Origin of the sequence: Streptomyces sp. BBFR102 (assembly GCF_051397025.1) — a bacterium.
GTDB lineage: Bacteria > Actinomycetota > Actinomycetes > Streptomycetales > Streptomycetaceae > Streptomyces.
On sequence record NZ_CP195757.1, the window covers coordinates 3677113 to 3702892 of the forward strand.

General features: G+C 74.6%; 22 protein-coding genes and 2 pseudogenes. 17 read left to right on the forward strand and 7 right to left on the reverse strand.

Going from position 1 to position 25780, the window contains the following annotated elements; translation table 11 throughout:
- Positions 1–6 precede the first annotated feature (6 nt).
- From ACSLIC_RS16530 to ACSLIC_RS16570, 9 genes are all read left to right on the forward strand, one after another.
- Positions 7–2223, forward strand: coding sequence for a TOMM precursor leader peptide-binding protein (locus tag ACSLIC_RS16530; protein WP_436738467.1), 2217 nt, complete (start codon positions 7–9; stop codon positions 2221–2223).
- Positions 2213–4165 (forward strand): TOMM precursor leader peptide-binding protein, encoded by a 1953-nt coding sequence (locus tag ACSLIC_RS16535; protein WP_436738468.1) that lies wholly within the window; start codon positions 2213–2215, stop codon positions 4163–4165. Before ACSLIC_RS16530 ends, ACSLIC_RS16535 begins: the two co-directional genes overlap by 11 nt.
- A 51-nt stretch (positions 4166–4216) precedes the next feature.
- A complete protein-coding gene (locus ACSLIC_RS16540; protein WP_436738469.1) occupies positions 4217–5824 on the forward strand; it encodes a SagB family peptide dehydrogenase in 1608 nt (535 codons plus the stop codon).
- Positions 5821–8586, forward strand: a complete 2766-nt coding sequence (locus ACSLIC_RS16545) for a lantibiotic dehydratase (RefSeq protein WP_436738470.1) — start codon at positions 5821–5823, stop codon at positions 8584–8586. The genes ACSLIC_RS16540 and ACSLIC_RS16545 overlap by 4 nt, the downstream gene beginning before the upstream one ends.
- The gene (locus tag ACSLIC_RS16550; RefSeq protein WP_436738471.1) at positions 8583–9650 is read left to right on the forward strand and encodes a lantibiotic dehydratase C-terminal domain-containing protein; all 1068 of its coding nucleotides are present in this window, start codon (positions 8583–8585) and stop codon (positions 9648–9650) included. The genes ACSLIC_RS16545 and ACSLIC_RS16550 overlap by 4 nt, the downstream gene beginning before the upstream one ends.
- On the forward strand, positions 9647–10762 hold the full coding sequence (locus tag ACSLIC_RS16555) for a site-2 protease family protein (RefSeq protein WP_436738472.1): 1116 nt from the start codon (positions 9647–9649) through the stop codon (positions 10760–10762). The genes ACSLIC_RS16550 and ACSLIC_RS16555 overlap by 4 nt, the downstream gene beginning before the upstream one ends.
- A 51-nt stretch (positions 10763–10813) precedes the next feature.
- Complete coding sequence (locus ACSLIC_RS16560; RefSeq protein ID WP_436738473.1) at positions 10814–11761, forward strand: ABC transporter ATP-binding protein; 948 nt, start codon at positions 10814–10816, stop codon at positions 11759–11761.
- Between the two features lie 39 nt (positions 11762–11800).
- Positions 11801–12556 carry an ABC transporter permease gene (locus ACSLIC_RS16565; protein ID WP_436738474.1) on the forward strand — a complete coding sequence of 252 codons (756 nt, stop codon included), beginning with the start codon at positions 11801–11803 and terminating at the stop codon, positions 12554–12556.
- 266 nt (positions 12557–12822) lie between these two features.
- Positions 12823–14829: a TOMM precursor leader peptide-binding protein gene (locus ACSLIC_RS16570; protein ID WP_436738475.1), complete on the forward strand. Its 2007-nt coding sequence runs from the start codon at positions 12823–12825 to the stop codon at positions 14827–14829.
- 83 nt (positions 14830–14912) lie between these two features.
- On the opposite strand, the gene ACSLIC_RS16575 is transcribed toward ACSLIC_RS16570, so the two are convergent.
- Entirely contained in the window at positions 14913–15089 is a 177-nt protein-coding gene (locus ACSLIC_RS16575; RefSeq protein WP_026048345.1) for a thiazolylpeptide-type bacteriocin, read from the reverse strand.
- Between the two features lie 207 nt (positions 15090–15296).
- Between ACSLIC_RS16575 and ACSLIC_RS16580 the strand changes: the two genes are divergently transcribed.
- Together ACSLIC_RS16580 and ACSLIC_RS16585 are read left to right on the forward strand one after the other, a co-directional pair.
- Positions 15297–16583, forward strand: coding sequence for an amidohydrolase (locus tag ACSLIC_RS16580; RefSeq protein ID WP_436738476.1), 1287 nt, complete (start codon positions 15297–15299; stop codon positions 16581–16583).
- Positions 16580–16843: a hypothetical protein gene (locus tag ACSLIC_RS16585; protein ID WP_436738477.1), complete on the forward strand. Its 264-nt coding sequence runs from the start codon at positions 16580–16582 to the stop codon at positions 16841–16843. Before ACSLIC_RS16580 ends, ACSLIC_RS16585 begins: the two co-directional genes overlap by 4 nt.
- 75 nt (positions 16844–16918) lie before the next feature.
- Here the strand turns inward: ACSLIC_RS16585 and ACSLIC_RS16590 are convergent, their stop codons facing one another.
- The 3 genes from ACSLIC_RS16590 to ACSLIC_RS16600 are packed head-to-tail and all read right to left on the reverse strand — an operon-like array spanning position 16919 to position 19631.
- A complete protein-coding gene (locus ACSLIC_RS16590) occupies positions 16919–17380 on the reverse strand; it encodes an NUDIX hydrolase (RefSeq protein WP_436738478.1) in 462 nt (153 codons plus the stop codon).
- Positions 17377–18633 carry a DegT/DnrJ/EryC1/StrS family aminotransferase gene (locus ACSLIC_RS16595; RefSeq protein ID WP_436738479.1) on the reverse strand — a complete coding sequence of 419 codons (1257 nt, stop codon included), beginning with the start codon at positions 18631–18633 and terminating at the stop codon, positions 17377–17379. Before ACSLIC_RS16595 ends, ACSLIC_RS16590 begins: the two co-directional genes overlap by 4 nt.
- Positions 18630–19631, reverse strand: a complete 1002-nt coding sequence (locus ACSLIC_RS16600) for a Gfo/Idh/MocA family protein (protein WP_436738480.1) — start codon at positions 19629–19631, stop codon at positions 18630–18632. Before ACSLIC_RS16600 ends, ACSLIC_RS16595 begins: the two co-directional genes overlap by 4 nt.
- Before the next feature lie 205 nt (positions 19632–19836).
- On the opposite strand from ACSLIC_RS16600, the pseudogene ACSLIC_RS16605 reads away from it, so the two are divergent.
- The 3 genes and pseudogenes from ACSLIC_RS16605 to ACSLIC_RS16615 form a co-directional block, all read left to right on the forward strand.
- Positions 19837–20049: pseudogene (locus tag ACSLIC_RS16605) on the forward strand (helix-turn-helix domain-containing protein); the annotation flags it as partial.
- Positions 20050–20187: 138 nt separating this feature from the next.
- The gene (locus ACSLIC_RS16610) at positions 20188–21219 is read left to right on the forward strand and encodes an XRE family transcriptional regulator (protein ID WP_436740393.1); all 1032 of its coding nucleotides are present in this window, start codon (positions 20188–20190) and stop codon (positions 21217–21219) included.
- Between the two features lie 86 nt (positions 21220–21305).
- Positions 21306–22271, forward strand: coding sequence for an FAD-dependent oxidoreductase (locus ACSLIC_RS16615; RefSeq protein WP_436738481.1), 966 nt, complete (start codon positions 21306–21308; stop codon positions 22269–22271).
- Positions 22272–22713: 442 nt separating this feature from the next.
- Here the strand turns inward: ACSLIC_RS16615 and ACSLIC_RS16620 are convergent, their stop codons facing one another.
- Positions 22714–22917: a DUF397 domain-containing protein gene (locus ACSLIC_RS16620; RefSeq protein WP_436738482.1), complete on the reverse strand. Its 204-nt coding sequence runs from the start codon at positions 22915–22917 to the stop codon at positions 22714–22716.
- The gene (locus tag ACSLIC_RS16625; protein ID WP_436738483.1) at positions 22901–23722 is read right to left on the reverse strand and encodes a helix-turn-helix domain-containing protein; all 822 of its coding nucleotides are present in this window, start codon (positions 23720–23722) and stop codon (positions 22901–22903) included. Before ACSLIC_RS16625 ends, ACSLIC_RS16620 begins: the two co-directional genes overlap by 17 nt.
- A 125-nt stretch (positions 23723–23847) precedes the next feature.
- On the opposite strand from ACSLIC_RS16625, the gene ACSLIC_RS16630 reads away from it, so the two are divergent.
- Both ACSLIC_RS16630 and ACSLIC_RS16635 read left to right on the forward strand, forming a co-directional pair.
- Entirely contained in the window at positions 23848–24219 is a 372-nt protein-coding gene (locus ACSLIC_RS16630; RefSeq protein WP_436738484.1) for a hypothetical protein, read from the forward strand.
- Between the two features lie 54 nt (positions 24220–24273).
- Positions 24274–24453, forward strand: a complete 180-nt coding sequence (locus ACSLIC_RS16635; RefSeq protein ID WP_436738485.1) for a hypothetical protein — start codon at positions 24274–24276, stop codon at positions 24451–24453.
- 48 nt (positions 24454–24501) lie between these two features.
- Here ACSLIC_RS16635 and ACSLIC_RS16640 read toward each other — a convergent pair.
- A pseudogene (locus tag ACSLIC_RS16640) lies at positions 24502–24639 on the reverse strand (helix-turn-helix transcriptional regulator); the annotation flags it as partial.
- A 106-nt stretch (positions 24640–24745) separates the two neighbouring features.
- On the opposite strand from ACSLIC_RS16640, the gene ACSLIC_RS16645 reads away from it, so the two are divergent.
- Positions 24746–25777 carry an NAD-dependent epimerase/dehydratase family protein gene (locus ACSLIC_RS16645; protein ID WP_436738486.1) on the forward strand — a complete coding sequence of 344 codons (1032 nt, stop codon included), beginning with the start codon at positions 24746–24748 and terminating at the stop codon, positions 25775–25777.
- Positions 25778–25780: the final 3 nt, after the last annotated feature.

Sequence of the window (25780 nt, forward strand, 5' to 3'; positions counted from 1 at the left end):
CCCCTGATGGCCGACCCCACGACCGACCCCGCCCCGGCGACCGACCCCGCCGCCGACGCCTTCGGCGCGCTCGCCGCCACCCGGCCCCGGGTCCGCCGCGACGTGCTCTTCACCCAGACCCCCGGCGGGGTCCTCTTCCACAACGCCGACGGCGGCTTCCACCTCACCGGCCGCACCGCCTACCGGTTCGCCTCCCTCGTCCTGCCGCACCTGACCGGACGCCACCGCCTGGACGAGGTCTGCGCCGGGTTCGGCCCGGCCCAGCGGGCGATGGCCGCCGAACTGGTCCGTACCCTCTACGCCCGCGACTTCGCCCGCGACATCCCCGAGGCCGACGCCCTGCGACCGGCGCCCGAGGACGCCGCCGGGCAGCGGTTCGCCGCGCAGATCGCCTACATCGACCACTACACCGACGCCGCCCCCGACCGGTTCGCCCGCTACCGGGCCGCCCGCGTCGCCGTCCTCGGCACCGACGAGACCGCCCGCTGGGTCGCCCTCGGCCTGGTCCGCAACGGCTGCGGCGGCGTCGGGCTCGCCGCGGACTTCCCCGAGGTGGACCGCGAGGCGGCCCAACTCGCCGACGAGGGCTGCCCGGTCAGCCTCGACCGGCTGCCCGACCCCGCCGAGGGGCCCGGCTGGGCGGCGCTGGAGGGGTACGACGTCGTCGTGGTCACCGGCCCCGGCGCGGCCGGGCTCACCCACCGGCTGCTCACCGAGGGGGTGCCCGAGGGCCGCACCCTGCTGCCCGCCTGGGCCTTCGGGGAACGCCTCGTCATGGGCCCGCTCACCACCGGTGCCGCCGCCCCGGCCGCCGGCGGCTGCTGGTCCTGCGCCCTGCTCCGCCTCGGCGCCAACGTCGACGCGGGCACCGCCGCCGCCCTGTGGAGCGAGGTGGCCGGCGGCGCCCGGAGCGTGGACGCGGGCGCGCCGGGGCCGCTGACCGGGCCGGTCGCCGCGATGTGCGGGAACCTCCTCGCCTACGAGGTGTTCCGGCTGACCAGCGGGGTGCAGCCGGCCGAGACGCGCGGGCAGGTCCTCCTCCAGGACCTCTCCTCGCTGGACGTCCTCGCCGAACCCGTCCCCCCGCACCCGCGCTGCCGCCACTGCGCCCCCTCCGGTGTCCCGGTGACCTCGCCCGGGACACCGGAGGTCCCCCGCACGCCGAGCGTGGCCGGGGCCGAGGAGGCGCAGGAGGCCGTGGACGCCCTCAACGCCACCGCGAGCGCCCTGGTCCGCCCGCACACCGGCGTCTTCATCCGCTTCGACGACGACGACCTCACGCAGACCCCGCTCAAGGTCAGCCGCGTCGAACTGGCCCTGCCCGACGGCACGGTGCGCGCGCCCGCCGCCGCCGACATCCACCACCTGGCCGGCGCCCGCACCCGCGCCCTGCGCCGGGCCGCCGTCCTCTACGTCGACCACACCGTCCCCGCGCCCGCCGCCGGGCAGGAGCACGGCGCCCGGGTCCCCCCGGCCGCGCTGGCGACCTACGGCGGCACCGACGAGAGCCCGGCCACCGCCTGGACCCCGGCGCTCTCGCTGCGCACGGGGGAGCCGCACCGCGTGCCCGTCTCGGCCGCCCGCCCCTTCGGGCCGCACAACCGGCTCCGCACCCATCTGGCGCACGCCGCCGGGGCCGGGGCCGGCGGCTCCGCCGCCGAGGCGGCCGGGGCCGCGCTGCTCGCCGCCCTCGCCCACACCGCCGTGCTGGACGCCGTCCGGGGCACCCCGGCCGTGCCGCTCGCCGAGGACGCGGCGGGCGACGCCGAGCTGGAGTTCCTGCACAAGACCGCCGCCGCGCTCGACCTCGGCGTGGAACTGCTCGACCTCACCGGCGAAGGGCCCGCCCCCGTCGTCCTGGCCCGTGAGCCCGGCGGTCGCTGGGCCGTCGCCGCCGACCTCACCCGGCGCGAGGCCGCCCGCGCCGCCCTGCGCGACCTGCTCGGGGACGCCCAACTAGCCGCCGAGACCGGCCAGGAGCCCGACACCGGCGACCCGTTCGTCACCGACCTGGCGCCCGCCGCCCTCACCCTCGCCGGGGTACCGGGCGGGCCGCTCGACGCCGCCACCACCTTCCCCGAGATCCTGGCCCGCCTCGGGGAGCGCGGCCACGACGCCCTGTACCTGGACACCACCCCCGCCGACCTCGCCACCGGCCACCTCGCCACCGCCCGCGTCCTGCTGACCGGGCCCGCCTGTGAGGACGGCACCGATGCCCGCTGACACTCTCGACCAGGCGGCCGGAGCGCCGGGGCGCGCCGCCGGCGACCCGGGGGCCGCCTTCGCGGCCGGGCTGCGCCGGGCGCTCGCCGCCCACGCCACGCCCGTCCCGCTCGACCTCGCCCCGCTCGGCGTGCACGACGCCTTCCGGGCGCCGCTCGCCGCGTACGAGGAGGGGGCGGTACCGGTGCGGCTCTACGGGCGGCAGGCGGTGGTCGGGCCGTTCCCCGGGGAGCGGGACCAGCCCTGCGCCCGCTGCCTGGAGCGGCGCTGGCAGGCGGTGCGCAGCGTGACGCTGCGGGAGGCGCTGGAGCTGGGGGCCCAGACGCGGGCGGCGGGGCACAACCCGTACCTGACGCCGTTCGGGGCCGACGCGGTGGCCGCGCTGATCGCGGCGCGGCTCGGCGGGCGCGGCCCGGACACGGGGGCGTTCGCCGCCGTGCACCTGGTCGACCTCCAGACGCTGCGGACCCGCCACTACCCGCTCGTCCCCGACCCGGAGTGCCCGCGCTGCTCGGTGGCCGAGGAGGACACCGCCGAGGCCGCCACCCTCACCCTCGGCCCCGCGCCCAAGCACCGGCCCGGCAGCTTCCGCGTCCGCGACCTCGCCACGTACGAGCTGCCGGTCCAGCCGTACGCCAACCCGCTCTGCGGCTCGCTGGGGCCCTCCGTCGTCCAGGACGTCTCCTCCGGGACGACCTCCGCCACCGTCGGCTGCTTCTCGATGCGCTCCGGCGACTACCTCCGCGAGACCTTCTGGGGCGGCCACGCCGACACCTTCGGGCAGAGTCTGCGCATCGGCGTCCTGGAAGGGCTGGAGCGGTACGCCGGCATGCGGTCGCGGGCGAAGAAGGCCGAGGTCAGGGCCTCGCTCGACCAGCTCGTGGCGCGCGGGGAGCAGGTGGTGGACCCGCGCGTGGCCGGGCTGTACGACGACGCCTTCCACGCCGCCAACCCGCATGTGCCGCCCTTCACCACCGACCGCGAGATCCCCTGGGTGTGGGGGTACTCGCTCCGCGACGAGCGGCCCGTCCTCGTCCCCGAGGTGCTGACGTACTACCACGCGCCGGGGCTGGAGAACCGGTTCGTGCAGGAGTCCTCCAACGGCTGCGCCACCGGCGGCTGCCTGGAGGAGGCGGTCTACTGCGGGCTGATGGAGGTCGTCGAACGCGACGCCTTCCTCCTCGCCTGGTACGGGCGGGCCGCCCTGCCCGAGATCGACCCGGCGACCAGCACCAGCGCCGCCACCCGCCACATGGTCGACCGGCTCGCGCTCTACGGCTACGAGGCCCGCTTCTTCGACACCCGGATCACCTTCCCCGTCCCCGTCGTCACCGGCGTCGCCGTCCGCCCCGACGGCGGGCCCGGCCGGATGTGCTTCGGTGCCGGGGCCGGGCTCGACCCCGAGGCGGCGCTCGCCGGCGCCCTCTGCGAGATCGCCACCGACGCCGTCAACCTGCCCGGCCGCACCCGGCGCGACGAGGCCCGGCTGCGCGCCATGGCCGACGACTTCCACCGCGTCGAGGCGCTCCACGACCACCCGCTCGCCTACGGCATCCCCGAGATGGGCGACCACGCCCACTTCCTCCTCGGCGAGCCCGGCGCCCCGCGCCCGCCGAAGCGCTCCTTCACCGCGCTGTACGGCGACGGATCGCTGCCGCCCGTCTCCGACGACCTCCGCGACGACCTCGCGCGCTGCGTGCACGCCGTCACCGGCGCCGGTTTCGACGTGGTCGTCGTCGACCAGACCATGCCCGAACAGCGGGCGCTGGGCCTCAGGACCGTCAGCGTCCTCGTCCCCGGCCTGCTGCCGATCGACTTCGGCTGGACCCGCCAGCGCGCCCTGGGCATGCCCCGGCTGCGCACCGCCCTGCGCGAGGCGGGCCTCGCCGCCCACGACCTCACCGACGCCGACCTCAACCCGGCCCCGCACCCCTTCCCCTGACCGGGGACCGACGCCACCAGCCAGCCGCCCCGACAAGCCAGGGAGCCTTCCGTGGGGTACGCCTACGACTACGCCGCCGCCATCATGCGGCGCGGCCGGGTCCACATGGAGCCGGTCGACCACGTGCCCAACTGGGCCGACGGCCCGCGCAAGACCAAGCACTACCCGGACACCGACCTGCTGCCGCTGCCCGACTCCGGCTACCCGGCGGGAGCCGGCCTCGACCGGGGCCTGGACCCCGAACCCCTCGCCGATCCGGGCCACTTCGACCTCGCCGCGCTCTCCGGGATGCTCCGCGACTCCTACGGCCTGACCGGGCGCCGCCTCGGCGTCCAGGCCAACACCGACCTCGACGCGCTCCCGCACTACCCGCTCGCCAACTTCTCGCGCGGCTCGGCCTCCGGCGGCGGCCTCTACCCGGTCAGCGTCTACTGGGTCTCCGGCCCCTCCGCACCGCTGCCGCCCGGCGTCCACCACTACGCCACCCGCCACCACGCCATGCGCCGCCTGCTCACCGGCGACGCCACCGGCGAGGTCCGCACCGCCCTGGAGGCGGCCGGGCCGGGCGCGCCGGACGGGGCCGACGCCACCGACCAGTACCTCGTGCTGTCCATCAAGTACTGGCAGAACGCCTTCAAGTACAACAGCTTCTCCTTCCACGCCGTCTCCATGGACCTCGGCGCCTGCGTGCAGACCTGGCGGCTGTGGGCCCGCGCGCGGGGGCTCGACGTGGAGCCCGCGCTCTGGTTCGACGAGGAACGGCTCGCGCGGCTGCTCGGGGTGCGGACCGAGGAGGAGGGGATCTTCGCCGTGGTGCCGCTGAAATGGCGGGGGGCCACCGGGGCCGCCGCGCCCCCGGCCACCCCGTTCGCCGTGCGGCACCGGGACGTCGAGCGCTCCCGTACCGTCCTCACCTTCGAGGCCGTCACCGCCATGCAGGCGGCCACCGCCGAGGGGGCCTGCGACCGGCCCGCCCCCGGCGCCCTCGCCCCGGCCGCCGCCCACCGGGCCGACCCCGCCCTGCCCGAGGCGCCGCTGCCCGCCGCGACCCCGCTCACCACCGACGTCCGCACCGCGCTGCGCCAACGCCGCAGCAGCTTCGGCCGGTTCGACGCCTCCCGCCCGCTGGCCGGTGCCGACCTCGCCGCCTGCTGCCGGGCCGCCACCGACGGCTCGTACCTCGGCGGCGACACCGGCACCGGCGCCGGGGGCGAACGCCTCGCCGGGCTCTACGTCTTCGTCAACCACGCCGAAGGGCTCGCGCCGGGGGCGTACGTCTACGACCACCAGGCGCACACCCTGCGCCTGGTCAAGGAGGGCGCCCCCGGCCCCTTCCTCCAGAAGAACTACTTCCTCTCCAACTACAACCTGGAGCAGGCCGGGGCCGTCCTGGTGCCCACCGTGCGCACCACCGCCGTCCTGGACGCGGTCGGCGACCGGGGGTACCGCCTGGTCAACGCCACCATCGGCGCCGTCGCCCAGTCCGTCTACACCGCCGCCTCCGCGCTCGACGTCGGCTGCGGGGTGGCCCTCGGCTTCGACAACGTCTCCTACGTCGAGGAACTCGGCCTGGAGGCCACCGGCGAGGCCCCGCTGCTGATCATGATGGTCGGGCACGAGCGGCCCGCCCCCGCCGACTACCGCCACGAGCTGACGTGACCTCCGGAAGGGGCACCCCCGCCGCCATGCCCGCACCCGCCGACCGCGACCCGCGTCCCGGCCTCCCCAGGGAAGCCTTCGTCCTGCGTACCTCCGGGCTGCCCGTCGAGACGGTCCGCCCGCTGCGCGCCCCCGGCGCCCGCCGCTGGGCCGACGACGTGCTCGACGCCGCCGCCCGCCTCACCGCCGACGGCGAGGCCCTCGGCGACCTCCTCCACCCGCTGATCGGCGGGACCGAGGACGAGGCCGAACGCCGGGCCCTGCTGAAACTGCGCCGCGAGGTCTTCAACAACCGGCTGCCCAAGGAGCCCGAGGCGGCCCACGCCCTGGTCGCCGCCCGCGACCCGCGCACCGCCGAGGCGCTGGCCGGCTGGCTGGAGCGGCGCGCCGCGCTCGCCGCCCGCGAGGCCGAGGGCGCCGGACTGCTCGCCTCCGAGACGGCCCGCGCCCGCGCCGCCCTGTGCGCCGCCGCCGGCGAGGACCGGCTCCGCAAGGGCCTGCTGCTCGCCTCGCCGACCCTCGACGCCGGCCTCGACGACTACGTCCGGCGCACCGCCGCCGACCCGGCCGCCACCCCCGGCAAGAGGCACCGCAAGATCGAACGCTCGCTCCTGTCCTACCTGTACCGCACCGCCTGCAAGACGAGCCCCTTCTCCACCTTCACCGGAGTCGGCCTCGGCACCTTCACCGACGGCGGGCCGCACCCCGGGCCCGGCGCCTTCCCGCTGGCCGTCGCCGACGCGTGGCCCACCGCCGCCCGCCTCAACACCGCCGCCGTGGGCCGGCTCGCCGCCACCGTCCTCGCCGACCCGGGCCGCCGCGCCGACCTGCCCGTCACCGTCGCCTCCGGGTGGGGGCGCGAGGCCGACCGGGTGCGGTACGTGCGGCGCTGGGTCACCGAGGGCGACGAGGCCACCGCCGTCACCTTCGACTCCGTCAAGGACCGCCTCTTCTACCTCCGCCGCAGCGGCACCCTCGACCGGCTCCTCGGCCACTTCGAGGAGCACGGCACCCTCAGGTACGGCGCCCTCTCCTCCTGGCTCGCCGCCGACCGGGGGGCCACCGAGGCCGACGTCGCCCAGTACCTCGACGCGCTGCTCGCCCTCGGCCTGGTCCGGGTGCCCTGCCTCGACGTCACCGTCCACGACACCGACCCGCTGCGCGCCTTCCAGGCCGCCCTGCGCGGTGTGGGCCGCCCGTGGGCCGACCGCCTCGCCGACCGGCTGGAGACCGCCGCGGCCTGCGTCGACAAGTTCGCCGCCGCCGAGCCCGGCCGCAGAAGGCTGCTCCTGGAACAGCTGCGCGGCGAACTCGCCGCCGTACAACGGTCGCTGGGCGCCGAACAGCACCGCGTCCCGCAGACCGTGCTCTACGAGGACTGCGCCGTCCCCGCCGACGGGCCCACCGGCCTCACCCTCTCCGCCGGACGCTGGGCCGAGGTCGCGGGGGAGCCCCTGTCCCGCCTGGAGCGGGTGCTGCCCGCCTTCGACCTGACCCTGCCGCACCGGCTCACCCTCAAGGGCTTCTTCACCGCCCGCTTCGGCCGGGGCGGGCGCTGCGACGACCTGGTCAAACTGGTCCACGACTTCCACGAGGACTTCTTCGACCAGTACCTCTCCTTCACCGCCCAGCGCCCCGCCTTCGGCCCCGACGGCGACCACAACCCCGAGGAGAACTGGCTCGGCCTGCCCGAGCTGAAGTCGCTGGACGCCGCCCGCGCCACCTTCCTCGCCGGGATGCGGGAGCGCTGGGCCGCGCACGAGGGCGACGGCGACCTCGTCCTGGACGAGGCCCTGCTGGAGGCCGCCGCCGCACCGCTGGAGCCGATCGCGCCGGCCTTCGCGCCGATGAGCCACCACGTCCAGCTCGCCGACCGGCCGGGCGGCCCGCTCGCCGTCCTCAACCGCTCGTACGGCGGCCTGTCCTTCCCCTTCAGCCGCTTCACCCACCTCTTCGAGGGCCTGGACGAGCGGCTCCTCGCGGCCGGCGCCCAGGCCGCGCCGCCCGGCGCCGTCCTCGCCGAGGTCACCGGCGGACCCGTCACCTCCAACCTCAACCTGCACGCCCGCCTCACCGAGTACGAGATCGTCGGCCCCGGCGAGAGCGGCACCCTGGAGGAGGAGTACCGGCTCGGCCTGGACGACCTCTTCCTCGTCCACGACGAGGAGCGGGACCGCCTCGTGCTGCGCTCGGCCCGCCTGGACCGCGAGGTGGTCCCGGTCTACCTCGGCTACCTCGTCCCGCTCGCCCTGCCCGAACTCCCGCGCACCCTGCTGCTGCTCTCCCCGACCTCCATGGCCCCGCTCAACGTCTGGGGCGGCGTCCCCGACCGGCCGCCCGTCGACGGCGTCACCCACCGGCCCCGGGTCCGCCACGGCAGCCTGGTCCTCGCCCGCCGCAGCTGGGGCGTGGACGCGAGCCGCCTGCCGCTGCGCGCCCCGGGCACCGACGAGGCCACCTGGTTCCTCGGCTGGCACCGCTTCCGCCGCGCCCACGGCCTGCCCGCCCGGGCCTACGTCACCGTCTCGGACAGCGGGGCGCGCGGCGCGACCGGCGCCAAGCCGAGCTACCTCGACTTCGACAGTCCGCTCTCGCTCGCCGCCTTCGAGGCGCTGCTGCGCACCGACAAGGCCCGGGCCGTCTTCCGCGAGGCGCTGCCCGACGAGGACGGGCTGCACGCCGCCTCGCCACGCGGCCGGCACGTCAGCGAACTGGCCGTGGAGACCCTGCCCGCCCCCACCCCCGCGAGGACCGCGCCATGACCGACCCGACCCTCCCCGGCACCCGGGCCGCCACGGTGTCCGGCGCCTGGCAGGCCACCCACGTCTTCTACGCCGCCAACCCCCGCCCCTTCCTGCTCACCTGCGTGCGCCCGCTCGTCGCCGAGCTGGAGGCGGAAGGGCTGATCAGCGGCTACTTCTTCATCAACTACTGGCTGGAGGGCCCGCACGTGCGGCTGCGCCTCAAGCCCGCCACGCCCCAGGCGGAGGCCGAGGTCCGCCGCCGCACCGAGGAGGCCGTCGACACCTTCCTGCGCGAACGCCCCGCGCTCTACGAGGTCGACGCCGGGTTCCTCAACGACTTCTACAACACCCTCTTCGACATCGAGTTCCCCGGCGCCGAACGCGGCCACCACACCGGCGCCGACGGCCGGATGAACATCCGCCCCAACAACAGCCGCAGCGCCGAACCGTACGAGCCGGAGTACGGCAAGTACGGCGGGCCCGCCGGGATCGAGCTGGCCGAGTGGCACTTCAGGCACTCCTCCGACCTGGTCATCGACGCCTTCGCCACCATCAACCTCCACCTGCGCACCGTGCTGCTCGGCACCTCCGCCCAGCTGATGATGGTGATGGCCGCGACCTTCCTGCCCGACCGGGCCGAACTCACCGACTACCTCGACAGCTACTACGCGTTCTGGCACCGCGCCTTCCCCGGCACCAACTTCATCGGCACCGACGAGTACGACCGCAACTACGCGGCCCTCGCCCCCGGCCTCGGCGAACGCTTCGCCCGCGTCCGCACCGCCACCGACCCCGCCACCGCTCGGGCCGACCGGCCCCGGCTGCCCGGCTTCCTCGCCGGCTGGGCCGAGCACTGCGCCGAACTGCGCGCCCGCGCCGAGCAGCTGACGCGCGACGGCGAGCTGGTCTTCCGCTCCTGGGACGGCACTCGCGACGAGCAGGTCACCGACCCGGCCGTCGCGCTGCCGCTGCTCCTCTCCCCGTACATGCACATGACCAACAACCGGCTGCACGTCACCATCCGCGACGAGGCGTACCTCTCGCACGTCCTCGGCCGGGTGCTGCGCGAGGGCGCCGCGTGAGCGCGCCCGCCGAACGGGCCGTCCCGGGCTCCTACCGGCCCGCCCTGCGCGCGGGCGTGCTCGTCGGCGGGCCCCTGTTCGACGGCCCGGCCACCGTCCACCTGGTCAAGGACACCGGCACCGGCCACGCCTTCAAGGTCGGCCCGCGCGAGGCGTTCCTGCTGGCCCGGATGGACGGCAGCCACGCCCTGGACGAGCTGGGCACGGAGTACGCCGCCGCCCACGGCAAGCGGCTCGGCGAGGCCCAGTGGCGCCAGCTCCTCGCCCTGCTCGGCACCCGGGGCCTGCTCGACGGCGCCCCGCGCCCGGCGGCGGCCCCGGCCGAGCCCGCCGCGCCGCGCACCCTGTGGCGCGGCAGCCTGCGCCTGGTCGCCGACGCCGACACCACCACCGCCCGGCTCCACCGGGTGGTGCGGCCCCTGCTCCACCCGGCCGCACTGGTCCCGTTGCTGCTCCTGGTCCTCGCCCTGGAGACGGCGCTGGTGCTGCGCGCCGGGGAGGCGCTCGACGCCACCTGGGCGCTGCTTGGCAGCCCCGTGCTCCTGGTTGCCGCCGCCACCCTGCTCTGGCTCTCCACCGCCCTGCACGAACTGGCGCACGGCGTGGTGGCCCGGCACTACGGCGGCACCGTGGCCGAGATCGGACTGCGATGGCGACTGCCCGTGGTCATCATGTACTGCACAGTCGACAACTACCCTTACCTGCCGACCCGTTGGGCGAGAATCGCGACGGCCGTCGCCGGAGCCGTCATGAACCTCCTCTTCCTGCTGCCGTTCGGCGCGCTCTGGCTCCTCGCCCCGCCCGACGACGCCACCCGCGACGCCTGCGCCGCCCTCGTCCTCCTCGGCACCGTGCAGGCCCTCGCCATGCTGGTCCCGCTGCCGCCGCTCGACGGGTACCAGATCGCCGGCCAACTCACCCGCACCCTCGGTCTGTTCACCGCCAGTCGCACCTACCTCGGGCTGGCCCTGCGCCGCGACCCGGCCGCCCGCGCCTACCCGGCCCCGGCCCGCCGCGCCTACCTGGCGTACCCGGCGGCCGTGCTGCTGGTCCTCGCGGGGATCGGACTCGCCCTGTGGGCCGCCGCCCGCCATCTGCTGACCGGGAGCTGACCCCCAGCCTCCCGGACGTACACCCCGCACACCCCGATCGAGGAGCACCACATGACCCCCCAGCCCCACGACCCCGACGGAGCCGTCGTCCTCGACGGTGTCCGCAAGACGTACGGGCGGACCGAGGCCGTCGCCGGGGTGACCCTCACCGTCGCCCGTGGCGAGTTCTTCGGGCTGCTCGGGCCCAACGGCGCCGGCAAGACCACCCTCGTGGAGATCATGGAGGGCCAGCGCGAGGCCGACGCCGGGACCGTCACCGTCCTCGGCCACCACCCCTGGCCCCGGGACACCGCGCTGCTCCCGCGCATCGGCGTGCAGACCCAGTCCAGCGCCTTCTTCGTCCGCCTCACCGCCCGCGAACACCTCACCACCGTCGCCGCCCTGTACCGGGTGGGACGCGAGGCCGCCGAGCAGGCGCTCGCCCTGGTCGGCCTCACCGACCACGGCGACGTGCGGGTCGACGACCTCTCCGGCGGCCAGCGCCAGCGCCTGGCCATCGCCTCCGCCCTCGTCCACGAACCCGAACTGATCTTCCTGGACGAGCCGACCGCCGCCCTCGACCCGCAGGCCCGCCGCGACCTGTGGAAGGTGCTCCGCGACCTCAAGGGAGCGGGCCGCACCATCGTCTACACCACCCACCACCTCGACGAGGCCGAGGCCCTCTGCGACCGGGTCGCCATCCTGGTCGGCGGCGCCGTCCGCGCCCTCGACAGCCCCGGCCGCCTGATCGCCGCGAGCAGCGCCGCCACCCGCCTGCTGGTCCCCGCCGACCGGCTCACCCCCGAACAGGGCGCCGCCCTGCCCGGCGTCCTGCGGGCCACCGCCGACGGCGACATGACGGTCCTGGAGACCGAGGACTCCGGCCCGGTCCTCGCCGCCGTCGACGCCCGGGGCGGCCTGCACGGCGTCCAGACCCGCACCCCCAGCCTGGAGGACGTCTACCTCACCCTCACCGGCGAGGCGTCCCCCGCCCCGGACCCCGCCCCCGCCGAGAGCTGACCGGCGCCCCCACCCGCACCACCACCCACGGAGACCTCCTTGAGCGCCTACGCCGCCCTCAGCCAGGCCGGATACCGGGCCTACACCCGCGACAAGACCACCCTCTTCTTCACCTTCGCCTTCCCGCTGATCTTCCTCGTCGTCTTCGGCCTCATCTTCAGCGGCCAGGAGGTCGAGCAGTCCGGCCGCCCCTACATCAGCTACATCGCCCCCGGCGTCCTCTCCTGGGGCCTGGGCAACGCCGCCGTCTTCGGCGTCGGCTTCGTCCTCATGCAGTGGCGGCGCGACGACATCCTCCGCCTCATCCGGATGACCCCCACCCCCACCTCCGCCGTCCTTGCCTCCCGCTACGTGCTGGCGCTCGGCATCGGCGCCGTCCAGGCGGTCCTCTTCGTCGCCGTCGCCATGCTGCCGCCGTTCGGCCTGGAACTCTCCTCCGGCTGGCCCTACGCCTTCCTCATGCTGATCGTCGGCGTCACCGCCTTCCTCGCCCTCGGCGTCATCGTCGGCTCCTTCACCCGCACCCCGGAGGCGGTCGCCGCCGTCGCCAACTGCGTGATGCTGCCGATGGCCTTCCTCTCCGGCTCCTTCTTCCCGCTCGACGCCATGCCCGGCTGGATGCAGGCCATCTCCCGCGTGCTGCCGCTGCGTTACCTGAACGACGGCGTCTCGGCCGCCCTCACCGGCTCCGGCACCACCGGCGACATCCTGCTCTCCTGCGGCGTCCTCGCCGGGTTCGCCGTCGTCTTCACGGCCGTCGCGCTCAAGACCTTCCGCTGGTCCGACCGCACCTGACCGCCACGCGGCCACCGGCCGCCCCGAGGCCAGGTCAGCAAGGTCCCGCACGGCGCCCGCGCCCGCCAAGGGCCCGAGCTGGTCCGCCACCAGGAGCCTCGCCCGGCACGCCGCGAGCACGCACCGAACCGCGGACGCCGCACAGGACGCGCCGGACACCCACCGGAGCCGGAGCAGGCACCGGTCCTCCCGCCTGGGCGGGGAGCGTACGCGCCCCCGCCCCAGGCCCAGCGTCCCTCCCCGCCCCGGCCCGTCAGGAGCCCGTCATGCCCGCCACCCCCCCGCCCGCCACGCCCCCGCCCGCCCCCGCGCCACCCGCCGCGCCCCGCCCCCTGGACGCCGCCCGCGACCAGCTCCAGGCAGCCCTCACCGCCCGCCACACCGCCCTCCCCGAGGCCGAACGCGCTCTGCTCCCGGCCCCGTCGGTGGTCCCCCTCGGCGCCGCCGACACCCTCGGCACCGGCGCCGGCGACCCGTACGCCGCCGAGCGCCCCGGCGCCACCGTCCACCTCACCTCGCGGGCCGTCCTCACCGGGCCGTGGCTGCCCGAGGGAGCCGGCCCCGAGACCGCCGGGGCGTGCGGGCAGTGCCTGGGCATGCGGTGGCAGCGGCTGCGGGGCCGCACCGAACGGGAGGCGCTGGAGCGGCGGCACGTGCCGCACGGCGCCTCCGGCTGGCCGGTCGTCACCGACTGGGCCGTGGACGCCGTCTGGGCCGCGTACCGGGCCGTGCACCAGCCCGGCCGCGCCGCCCCGGAGGCCGAGGAGCCCGCCGACCGGGCCCTGCCCCGGGTCACCCGCACCGACCTGGTCACCCTCGCCACCGCCACCTTCCCCCTGCTGCCCGACCCGCTCTGCCCGGTCTGCGTCACCCCGCGCCCCGACACCGCCGAGAGGGCCCTCACCCTCGACCCGGCGCCCAAGCCCGACCCGGGCACGTACCGCGTACGCCCGCTCGGCGCGTACGCCCTGCCCGTCGCCGCCCTCGCCAACCCGGTCTGCGGCGCCCTCGGCTCCGACACCTGGATCAACCCGGCCTCCACCACCACCGCCCCCGTCGCCGGCACCCACTTCGTGCGCGGCTACGCCGGACTCACCGACGTCACCTGGTCCGGCCAGGCCAACCGCACCGCCACCAGCCGCCGCCTGGCCTTCCTGGAGGGCCTGGAGCGGTACGCCGGCACCCACCGCCGACGCGGCACCACCCCCGTCCTCGGCAGCTACCACGACCTCGCCGCCGACGCCCTCGACCCGCGCACCTGCGGGGTCTACGCCCCCGAGACGTACGCGAACGACCCCCTGGTCAGCCCCTTCGACCCGGACCGCGAGATCCCCTGGGTCCGGGGCCACTCGCTGCGCGACGACCGCCCCGTGCTCGTCCCCGCCCGGCTCGCCCACTACAGCGCCGGCGTCGAGGCGGACAACTTCGTCTTCGAGTGCTCCAACGGCTGCGCCACCGGCTCCGGCCTCGCCGAGGCGATCCTTTTCGGCCTTCTCGAACGCGTGGAGCGGGACGCGTTCCTGCTCGCCTGGTACGGCCGCGCCCGGCTCACCGAGATCGACCTCGCCACCGTCGCCGACCCCGAGGTCCGCGCCATGACCGGCCGGGCCGCCCTGCACGGCTACGACATCCACGTCTACGACACCCGGATGGGCCCGCCCGTCCCCGTCGTCACCGCCCTCGCCCACCGCCGCGACGGCGGCCCCGGCACCCTCGCCTTCGCCGCCGCCGCCGGGTTCGACCCCGCCGAGACGGTCGCCTCCGCCCTCTCCGAGGTCCTCACCTACATCCCGCACCTGCCCTACCAGGTCACCGAACGCCGGGCCGAACTCACCGCCATGGCCGCCGACTTCACCCTCGTACGGGAACTCAAGGACCACGCCCAGCTCTACGGCCTGCCCGAGATGGCGCGCCACGCCGCGCCCTTCCTCGACCCCCAGGACCGCCTCCCGCTCGCCGAGGCCTTCGCCGACTGGAACACCGTCCGCCCCCGCACCGGCGACCTCCGCGACGACCTGGCGCTGCTCACCGGCGCCCTCGCCGACCAGGGCCACGACGTCATCGCGATCGACCAGACCACCCCGGAACAGGCCCGCGCGGGCCTCAGCACCGTCGCCACCGCCGTCCCCGGGCTGCTCCCCATCGACTTCGGCTGGACCAGGCAGCGCGCCCTGACCATGGACCGCCTGCGCACCGGGCTGCGCACCGCCGGACGCCGCCCGGACGACCTGCCCGCCGACGCCGTCCACCTGGCCCCGCACCCCTTCCCGTGAGCACCCCGGCCCACGGCACACGAAGGCCCCTGTCCCGGCGGTGGACGCCGCGGGGACAGGGGCCGTACGCGCGATCGGCCGGATCAGGCCGAGCAGGAGGTGGTGCTGGTGGTGCTGGAGCAGGTCGACGTCGAGGAGCAGGACGTCGAACCGGCGAGCACGACCTCGGCCGCGTCCGAGTAGTCCGAGATCTCGAAGGTCTCCGACTCCAGCTCCAGGATCTCGTCGGCGAGGGTGGCCAGCTCGGTCTTGGGGGTCATCGCGTACTCCCTGCGGTCCCAGGGGCCCGCCGGCCGCTCCGGCGGAACTCACCTGCTCAACCCATCCCAGCCCCACCCGCTGTCAGATCCGCCCCCAGGGCGCTGTCACCCGCTGACAGCGCCCTGACAGCGGAACGAGACGCCCCTGACACGGCCGCGCCGCACGCTGCCCGGACGGCCCCCACCCCCGTACCTGAGGACGAAGAGGTGACGCCCGTGGCCGCCCCCGAGACCCAGCCGCCCCGAACCGAGGTGAAAGCCGCCGTCGAGCTGTACCTCGCCCTGCACCGCGCCCCCGAACTCTCCGGCGCCGAACACGCCACCGCCGCCCTGCTCGCCGACCGCCTCACCGCGCTGGGCCTCACCGTCCACCGGGGCCTGGCCTCCACCCCCTCCTTCCTCGCCGAACTGAGCAACGGCCCCGGCCCCACCGTCCTCATCCGCACCGAACTCGACGCCCTCCCCGTCACCGAGGCCACCGGCCTGCCCTACGCCTCCACCGTCCCCGGCGCCATGCACGCCTGCGGCCACGACCTGCACGCCGCCGCCGCCCTCGGCGCCGCCGCCCGCCTCGCCGCCACCCGCACCGCGTGGCGGGGCCGCCTGCTGGTCCTCGGCCAGTCCGCCGAGGAGACCCTGACCGGCGCCCGCGCGCTGGCCGACGACGGGCTGTACGACCGGTTCGGCCGCCCCGACGCGATCCTCGCCCAGCACGCCGCCCCGCTCCCCGCCGGCACGGTCGCCCACGCCACCGGCGGCCCCCTGATGGCCGGCAGCCGCACCCTGGACGCCGTCCTGCACGGGCGCGGCGGCCACGCCGCCACCCCGCACCTCGCCACCGACCCCCTGCTGATGGCCGCCTCCGCCGTGGTCCGGCTGCACACCCTCACCGCCCGCGAGAGCGCCCCCGCCGAAGGCGCCGTCCTGACCGTCGGCACCCTGCACGCCGGGACCCGCGCCAACGTCATCCCCGACCGCGCCACCCTCTCGCTGGGCCTGCGCGCCTTCTCCGAGGCCACCCTCGACCGGCTCCACGAGGCCGTACGGCGCGTCCTGGCCGCCGAGAGCGAGGCCGCCGCCGCACCCCGGCCGCCCGAACTGACCCTCACCGCCCGCTCGCCCGTCCTCACCCCCGACCCCGGGCTCACCACGGCCCTGCGCGCCGTCCACGCCGAACACCTCGGCGCCGGACGCGTCCTGCCCGCCGTACCCTCCCCGGCCACCGAGGACCTCACCCACCTCACCGACCTGGCCGACGGCACCCGCGTCCCGCTCGCCTACTGGATGCTCGGCACCACCCCGGTGGCCACCTGGCGCGCCGCCACCGCCGAGGGCCGCCCCGTCCCCGCCAACCACGCCCCCGACTTCGCCCCCGACCTCCGCCAGGCCCTCCCCACCGGCATCACCGCCCTCACCGCCGCCGCCCGCCACCTCCTCGCGGCCGGCCCGCCGATCGTGGGAGCGGTCCCGCACCGCTCGGAGGCCACCCCATGACCCCCCGGCCCCCCGCCCACCCCCTACCCGCCCTGGACGTCACCCTCCACCGCGCCGACCCCACCGCCCCACCCGGCCAGATCACCGTCATCCGCCTGCTCGCGCTGTTGCCGCCCGACTGGTGCTGCCACCCGGACGCGGGGACGGACCGGCTACGGCTACGGGTCCGGCCGGCACCGGCCGAGCCGGGGCCGGCGCTGGCGCGGGCGCTGACCGATCCGGCGCTCAGCGGGTGGGGGGTGCTGGAGGGGCGGGGGTGAGGGGGTCCGGGCGTCCCTTCCCTCGCCCTCGCTGCCCGGCGAGAAGGGGTTCCGTGTCGGGCGGACGGACATCCCTCACGCGGCTTCCTCCCGCCAGGCTGCCAGGACGGACCGTACGGCGCTGGAGACCTGCTCCTGTTCCCTACGGTCTGCCCACAGGTGTCCATCGTGTTCGCTGAGCTTCACCGTGTCACTCTCATGGGTGACGTCGGCGGTGAAGTTGAACTGTCGGGTCTGCTTGCCGCTCTTGGAGAGGTAGTCGAAGTGTCCGAGGTATTCCCCGATCACGGTGACCGTGAGGCCGGTCTCCTCGGTGACTTCCCGGTGCAGGGCCTCGGTCAGGGTCTCGCCCGCGTCGACACCGCCGGAGGGGAGCTCCCACAGGCCGCCGAGGTAGTCGTCGGCGGCGCGGTGCAGCAGCAGTACCCTGCCTTCCGCGTTGGGGATGACGGCGCCGACGACGTGCTTGGTGATGCCGTCGGCGTCGGCGGCGTGGATGAGGTCGCCCAGGAGGGCGGCGTCGACGGGGGCCTTCACTTCACGAGGTCCTTGTGGTGTTCGGCGACCTTGATGATGGCCGCGGTGTACGCGTCGGCGAGGTGGAGGTCCTGGCCGCGGTGCCACACCGGGAGCTTCACCGTGCCGCCGTGCACGCGCCGGGCGGTGGTGAAGCTGCCGGCGGCGGGGCTCTGGTGGTCAGCGTAGCCGGGCAGGAGTGCACCGGGGGTGTGGAACAGCGGGTGGTCGCCGAGAGCGCGGGTGGAGCCGGGAAGGTCGACCTCGCCGGCGCCCTCGGCGTGGACGGCTTCGAGGAACCGATCGACCGGCAGGCCGGCGAGCTGGTCCGGGCGGTAGCGCAGGGGCAGCGCGTACCAGGCCGGACCGGCATGGGACGGCAGGTGCGGCACGTCGATGCCCGGGACGCCGCGCAGAGCCCGCCGCATCCGCTCGGCGGCAGCGTCTCGTCCGGCCAGATAGCCCTTCAAGCGGGGAAGCTGGGAGTACGCCAGTGCGGCGGCCAGGGGGTGAATGCGGAGCTTGAGTCCCATGCCGGTGACCGCGTACGGGGCGAGGTCGTGGTCGGCGGGGATCTCGCGGCGGCACCGCTTGTTGTACTGGCCGTGCAGCAGTACGCGGTAGTACAGCTCGGTGTCGTCGGTGGCGACGAATCCGCCCTCACCTGCAGACAGCGGCTTGGGTCCGTTCAGACTGAAGGCCGCGGCGCAGCCGAAGGAGCCGACCTGCTGGCCGCGCCAGGTGGCGCCGTGGGCGTGGGAGCCGTCTTCCAGCAGCATCAGATCGTGCCGGGTGCTGAAGGCGGTGAGGGCGTCCATGTTCTCGGGCAGGCCCCACAGATGGACGGCGACCACGGCTTTCGTCCGCGCTGTGATGCGGTGGGCGGCGTCGTCAAGGTCGAGCTGCCCGTGCTCGTCGATGTCGGCGAGCACGGGGCGGGCGCCGAGGTGGAAGAGCGGGGTGGCCGTGGCGTGGAACGTCAGTGCCGGCACGATCACCTCGTCCCCCGGACCGATGCCGGCAGCCGCGTACATCGAGTGCAGGGCGGCCGTCCCCGTGCACGTGGTGACGACGTGGCGGACGCCCAGCAAGGACGCCAAAGAGTCCTCCAGGTCGGCGACGACGCCGGAGCGGTCGGGGATGGACACCGCCGACAGCAGCTGGCCGGTGACCGCCTCGACGTCGCGGTCCTCGATCGGGGGCCAGGCGAAGTGCGGCCCGGGAAGTCCGAGGACGGGTGGGCCGCCGAGGAGGGCGAGGGGGGAGGTGGTCACAGCAGGTACTCCTTCGGGTCGGCGGACGCGTGGGAGTTCTGGGAGGTGTAGGCGGCGGCCAGGAGCGCGGCGTGTGCCACGTGGGTGCTCGGGCCGGACGGGTTGGTCCGCTCGCCGTCGAGGACGCGGCAGAAGCAGTCGATCTGCGCGGCCGCGGCGGAGGGCCAGGCCGGCTCACGGGTCAGGGACTCGATCAGCTGCCCGTCCGGGGCGAGGCGCCGCACCCGTCCTCGCTCGATCACGACGGCGCCGCGGGGGCCGGTCACTGTCAGATGTTCGGTCTTCGGTCCGGCGGAGCGGGAGATGAGCAGTGAGCCGTACAGGCCCCAGTCGTAGGCGAGGTGGACCAGCGCGGTGTCCTCGGCGTCGTAGTCCGCATCGGGACGGGCGGCGGTGGAGGTGTCGGCCAGGATGCGGTCGGGCAGGCCGAGGTACCAGATGAGCAGGTCGATGAGGTGGTAGCCCATATCCATCAGGGCACCGCCGCCGGACAGGGAGGCCCGGCCGCGCCAGCCGGCGGCCGGGTCGGGGCAGTGGAAGGTGTAGCGGCCCTCGACCAGGTACGGCTGCCCGATCTGCTCCAGTACCTGCACCGCCGCGATGTAGACCGGGTGGAAACGGCGCTGGACGGTGACCATCAGCTCGATGCCGGCCTTGTCGCACAGCGTCACCAGCTCGGCGGCCTCGGCCGGGCTGGTCGCGAACGGCTTCTCCTTCATCACGTGCACCCCGGCCGCCGCGCAGGATTCGATGACCCCACGGCCGGCGTGGTGGGGCACCGCGACGATGGCGAAGTCCGGGCGCACGTTCTCCAGCAGGGAGCGGATGTCGGTGAAGCCGGGCACGTTGTACCGCTGGGCCTGGGCGGCGACCTTGCTGGAGTCGGTGTCGCACACCGCGGCGAGCTGGGCGAACAGGGAGTCGGCCAGCCCCGGCAGGTGGTCCTGTAGGGCCTGGTGGCCAAGCCCGATGACGGCTGCCTTCTTGCGTACGCTCATTCGCGTTCACGCCCCTCGGTGAAAGTACGTCGGCCCGCCTGCTGCGGGCCTTGGCAAACTCCAGAGCACCGCACTCGATCCGGCTGCGGCAGGGGTGCTGCCACGGGCTGCAAAGCCGTTTGCATCTGGTGCAAGGACGCTGTTGCCGCCCGGCGGCCCGGTCTACGGTGGGCAGGGGCCACCTCGGCTATCGACGGGAGCGTGGATGCCAGCCAGTACGGCGCGAAATCGATCCGAACGGCCACGAACACCCGGCGAGTTGATCCGCAGCAGGCGCCAGGCCCGGGGCTGGACGCTCGCTGACCTCGGTGACCGATCCGGCTACTCCGCCTCCCAGGTCTCCCGGTACGAGCGGGGCATCTCGCCGCTGTCCGACGTCGACCTCCTCAGACACTTCGCCGACGTGCTCGACATCCCACCCAAGGAGTTCGGGCTCACCGCGACTTCGCCCCCCGCGCAGACCCGGCACGGATGCCCTGTCGCCCCTGGTCTCGCGTACCCGCGCCTTCCCGGCCCTAGGCTGGGACGAACTCAGCGGGAGGAGGGTGACGCCCCAGTGCGGCGACGGAAGTTCCTGGCTCTCTCGGCCGCGGCGACCGTCGGCGTCTCGCTCCCGGCCACGGGGGCAGCAGCGGCTCAGGACGTCCCGGTGGGACAGCTCCTCGTCGGTCGTCTGCGGGACGCGATGCTCGGTATCGGCCAGGACCGCGAGCTGTTGGCTCCCGAGCAGTTGCCTGTCGAACTCGCCCGCGTGCATGCCGACTTCCACACCTGCAACTACGCCAATCTCGCTGTCCGTCTGCCCCGCCTGATCCGTGCCGGGCACGCACGTGGACCCGCCGGCGAGGGAGACCACCTCGACCTGCTCGTGCAGAGCTACCTCCTCGCGACCCGCATGCTCGTCAAGCTGGACGAGCAGCAGCTCGGCTGGATGGCAGCCGACCGCGCACGCCAGGTGGCCGAAGCCGCCGGACACCCCCTCGCCGTGGCTGAGGCCGCCCGGAACCTGGCTGTGCTCGCCCGCCGCGCCGGCTGGGAGGAGCAGGCGCTGTCGATCGCGCTCAACGCCGCCGACGACCCAGCCCTGCGCGCCTCCCGCAGCGGCGCCGCCGAACGCGGCCTGTTGATCCAGTCAGCTGCGTACAGTGCGGCAAGAGGCGGTGACCGGGAGGGGATGCGGAAGCTGACGGACGAGGCCGCCGCCATCGCCGCAGACCTCGGCGGCACCACTGCTTTGCGTGACCACGGCGGCGGCTTCAGCCCGGCCACCGTCCAGCTCCACCGCATCTCCGCCGAGTTCTCCACCGGCGACCCCTCCGCGGCCCTGGCCGCCGCCCGCGCCCTGCCGCCACAGAGCCTGCCCAGCGTGGAACGCCGGGCCCGGTACTACACCGACGTAGCGGCCGCTCTGGCCCAGCGGGGGCGCCGGGACGAGTGCGTGCGCTCCCTTTTGGCGGCCGAGCACCAGGCACCCCAGGAGACGCATTCCCGACCCGCGGTGCGGTCTCTCATCTCCGGGCTCCTGCTGTCCGGCCGCACCACACCCGAGCTCCGCGCCCTCGCCGCCCGCGCTGGCGCTCTCCTCTGACCAGGGCACGGCCCATGGGCGCACCGAGCTGGCCACGGACAACGCCGTACAGGAACGACGCCGCAGAACTGGTTGGCCTCAGGATCATGACCGCAGCGGAGCGCGTTGTCGTTGTCGGGGCCGGGGTGGCAGGGCTCACCACCGCCGTCGTTCTCGCCGAGGCCGGAGTCTCGGTGCACGTGATCGCCGAGCAGGTGCCGGGCGTCACCTCGCTCGCGGCCGGGGCGATGTGGGGCCCGTACCTGGTCGAGCCGAAGGACAAGGTCGACCGGTGGGGACAACGGTCGCTGGAGATCTTCCGCCGACTCGCCGAGGACCCTCCCACGGGCGTCCGGCTCACCAGCGGCGTCGAGGCGTCCCGCACGGCGGAGGAGCCACCGGACTGGGCCGCTACTCTGCCTGGCTTCCGGCCGTGCGAGCCGACTGAACTGCCGGCCGGGTTCTCGGCCGGCTACCGGTTCACGGTGCCGCTGATCGACATGCCCACCTACCTCGACTACCTCCTGCGTCGGCTCGATGCCGCTGGGGGAACGGTCGAGCGGCGACGCCTGGCTTCGTTCGCGGACGCCGGTCCCGCTTCCGTGATCGTCAACTGCACGGGCCTGGGTGCCAAGGAACTGGTTCCTGACCCTGGCCTCCGGCCCATTCGCGGCCAGCACGTCGTCGTCACCAACCCGGGGCTGACCGGGTTCTTCTCCGAGGACACCGGCCCCTCACCAGAGCTGCTGTGCTTCTACCCCCACGGCGACACCGTCGTCCTGGGCGGCACCGCCGTAGAGGGCGACGCGGACCTGGCTCCGGACGGCAAGGCGGCGGCGGGCATCGTGGCCCGTTGTGCCGAGGTCGAACCCCGCCTCTCCGGGGCCCGCGTCCTGGAACATCGCGTCGGGGGCCGCCCGACCCGGGGCGCGGTCCGGCTGGAGGCGGAGCAGGTAGGGGGCGGCACGGTGGTCGTGCACAACTACGGGCATGGGGGCGCTGGTGTCACCTTGTCGTGGGGCTGCGCCGATGAGGTTCGCCGACTCATCGGCAAAGGTGTGACCAGTCCCTGACTCACACCCACCCCGCTCCCGCGCCAGCAGCGCCGCCTGCGCCCTGGTCACCGGAGGCGACGCCCGACTCGTCTGGGCCCCGGACAAGCTGCTCCGCGACCACGGCGTCCAGGAGTGGACGGAACTCCCCCTGCGGCGCACCAGCCCCGGCGTCTGGAGCATCGACTCCACCCGTGCCCAGGCGGCCGGGCTCGTGTGCCGGCCGCTCTCGGAGACGGTCGCGGACACCTGGTCGTGGCTCAGCGGTGGCGGGGCACCCGTCGAGCACCCCCGCTGGGCCGAACACGGGATCTCGCCGGAGAGGGAGGCAGCCCTCCTGGCCGCTCTCGGACGGTAGAACTCAGCCGTCGAGCGCCAGGGGGCTCTGGGCGCCGAGGCCCCTCCGCGAAGACCTGCCGCGCGGCCCGGCTGACGAGCAGCCCGGACTGCTCGGGGCTTTCGCTCAGCCCCGCGTCTTCAACGAGCCCACGAAGGTGGACCAGGCGGAACCGCTCACGGTGAGACCGGGGAGGCTCGTGTCCTTGCTGTCGCGGACCGGGACGGCGCCGGTTGCCAGGGCGGTGGTCGGCGCCCACTCCACGCAGTTGTTCCCCCCGTTGGCGCTGTAAGAGGACTTGACCCAGTGGCCGTCAGGGGTGGTGCTCATGAGGTAGTGCCTCCATAGCTGACCTGATCATGTCCGCCGATTCCTTCGGGGACAGGGCGGACGCCGCCAGCAAATCGTAGTGCCTGGCACGCTCGTTGGCCTCGTCCTGGTCTTCGAACAAGACACCTGTCGTGACGGCTTCTTCGTACGCGACCACGCTTCCCCGATCGAGCGTGAGCAGCGACACCGAGCCGCCGGCGAACGCATGGCCTCCGTGCGAGAACGGCAGCACCTGGATGACTGAGTACGGAGTAAGCGGGGCACCCAGAAGACGGGCGAACTGCTCCCGCATCACGTTCTGGCCACCATAAGCCCGGTGAAGTACGGCTTCATCAAGGATTACGGAGAGGTGCGCACCCCGGGACCGCAGTTCACGCTGCCTGGCGATGCGGGCTCCCACCAGCTCCCTCAACCGCTCTGGTTCAGCCATCGGGTAGTAACTGAGACAGTGCGCCCTCGCGTAGTCCGCCGTCTGAAGCAGACCCGGGACGATCTGAGGCGCGTACTCCCGGATCGCGACCGCCTTCGACTCCAGCTCCATCCGCCGCCGGAACTGATCGGGGTGGATCTCGCGACGTGCGAGCCGGTACAGGTCGCGGAAGTCGTTGCCTCTGCCGAAGAGTTCGTCCAGCCGCTCGGCCAAGCCTGGAGGCGGCATGTAGTCCGCCGTCTCGATGCGTCCCAGATGGCTCTTGCTGAGGCCCACCTTCCGGCCGAGCTGTTCGAGGGACCAGCCCTCCTCGTTCCGTGCGTCGCGCACCTTCGATCCGAACAAGTCCCTTGCACTCTTGTCCGGTTGAAGCATTTTCTCTCTTGGCACGTGCCCAACTTCCCAAATCACAGGTCGGGACAGATAAGGCTTCAAATCGTAGGTGCGGAGAGCGACGCTTGTCTCACACACGGTGAAACCGGTTCTCCGAGAGGCACCCCATGCCCTACGTCGCCTGGCACCCCCGCACCCGTCGCCCGCTGGTCGTCCTGACCCGTTCCGGGCCCTGCGCGAAAGTGCGCCTGGTCCATAGCGAGGTCCCCTTCGAGGTGCCCGTCGGGGAACTCCAGCACTATCCGTGGGCCGCCGATCCCCACGCGCCCCCGGGGTTCGTCGCCGTCCTGGTGGACACCCCGCAGGCCGTGCGTGAAGGGGACTGGGTGGTGGTCGTGGGGTGTGCGCGGCGGGTGCGGGCGTTGGCCTCGTACTCGGCCGGGAGCCGGTTGCTGGAGCTGGAGGGGTACGGGAAGTGGGTGCTCGCCGCGCCGCGCGTCGCGTACCGGCGTCCACCGGCAGGCGGGCGGACCCTCTGACTCGCCGCTCCGCGTCACCACGTCCACCGCCGCCCTCCCCTCGGAAGGAAACCCGTGAACCCCGTGAACCCCGCTCTCTTCGCCCACCTGGAGTGGAAGGCGGAGCAGATCCTCGAACAACTCCGGCACGGCTACTCGCTCCCCGCCCTGAGCCAGGTCTACGAGGTCCCGGAGGAGCACCTTGAGGAGCGCGTCCCTTGCTGGCGTCGGATGTACGGCGAGCAGGGCCGGTAGTGCCGGCAGCCTTCCCGCCGCACGGAGTGCCGGGGCCCGGCCCCCGGCTCACACCCACCCCCGCTCCCGCGCCAGCAACGCCGCCTGCGCCCGGCTCGCCGCCCCCAGCAGGTGCAGCAGGTCGGCGACGTGGCGCCGGTAGGCACGCACCGAGACGCCCGGTTCGCGGGCGCCCGCCTCGTCCTTCGTCGGCGCTGACCGATCGTGGTGTTCAGGGATGAGGGCCGGGGGCAGGGCCGAGGGGGTGCGGGTGTCCTTCCCCTCGCCCTCGGGACCCGGCAAGATCGCCGCCATGAAGATTCTGGTGCTCGGAGGAAGCTGGTTCCTGGGCCGTGCGGTCGCGCAGGGCGCGCTGGACCGGCGGTGGGAGGTGACCGTCTTCAACAGGGGGCGGTCGGGGACCGTTCCCGACGGCGCCCGCCTGGTGCGGGGGGACCGCACGGTTGACGCTGACCTGGCCCGCCTCGCGGGTGAAGGCGGGTGGGACGGGGTCGTGGACACCTCGGCGTCGGAGATGGCCCCGCGTGATGTTCTCGCTGCCGCGAAGGCCCTCGAACCGGTCGCCGGACGCTACGTCTACGTCTCGACGGTGAATGCCTACCGCGGGTGGCCGGCCGAGCCGCTCACGGAGGACTCCGAGCTCCTCGACGCTCCCGTCGACGCCGACGCCGAGTACGGCCGCCTCCCCGAGGACTGGGACGGGCCGGACTGGTACTACGGCAAGCAGAAGGCAGGCGCCGAGCGGGCCACCACCACGGTCTTCGGTGAGAAGCGTGCGGTGATCCTGCGGCCGGGAGTCATCCTCGGCCCCGGCGAGTACGTGGGCCGGCTGCCCTGGTGGCTCACCCGCGCGGCACGAGGAGGCCGGATGATCGCCCCCGGCGCACCGGACCGGAGCATCCAGCCCATCGACGTGCGGGACGTGGCGGCCTTCGCCCTCGACCAGGCCGTCGCCGGCCAGGGCGGCGCCTACAACTGCGTGGCCCCGACCGGCCGGGAGACCATGAGCGACCTGCTCACGGCCTGCGCCCTGGTCACCGGAGGCGACGCCCAACTCGTCTGGGCCCCGGACAAGCTGCTCCGGGACCACGGCGTCCAGGAGTGGACGGAACTCCCCCTGTGGCGCACCAGCCCTGGCGTCTGGAGCATCGACTCCACCCGTGCCCAGGCGGCCGGGCTCGACTGCCGGCCGCTCTCGGAGACGGTCGCGGACACCTGGTCGTGGCTCAGCGGTGGCGGGGCGCCCGTCGAGCATCCCCGCTGGGCCGAACACGGAATCTCGCCGCAGAAGGAGGCAGCACTCCTGGCCGCTCTCGGACGGTAGAAC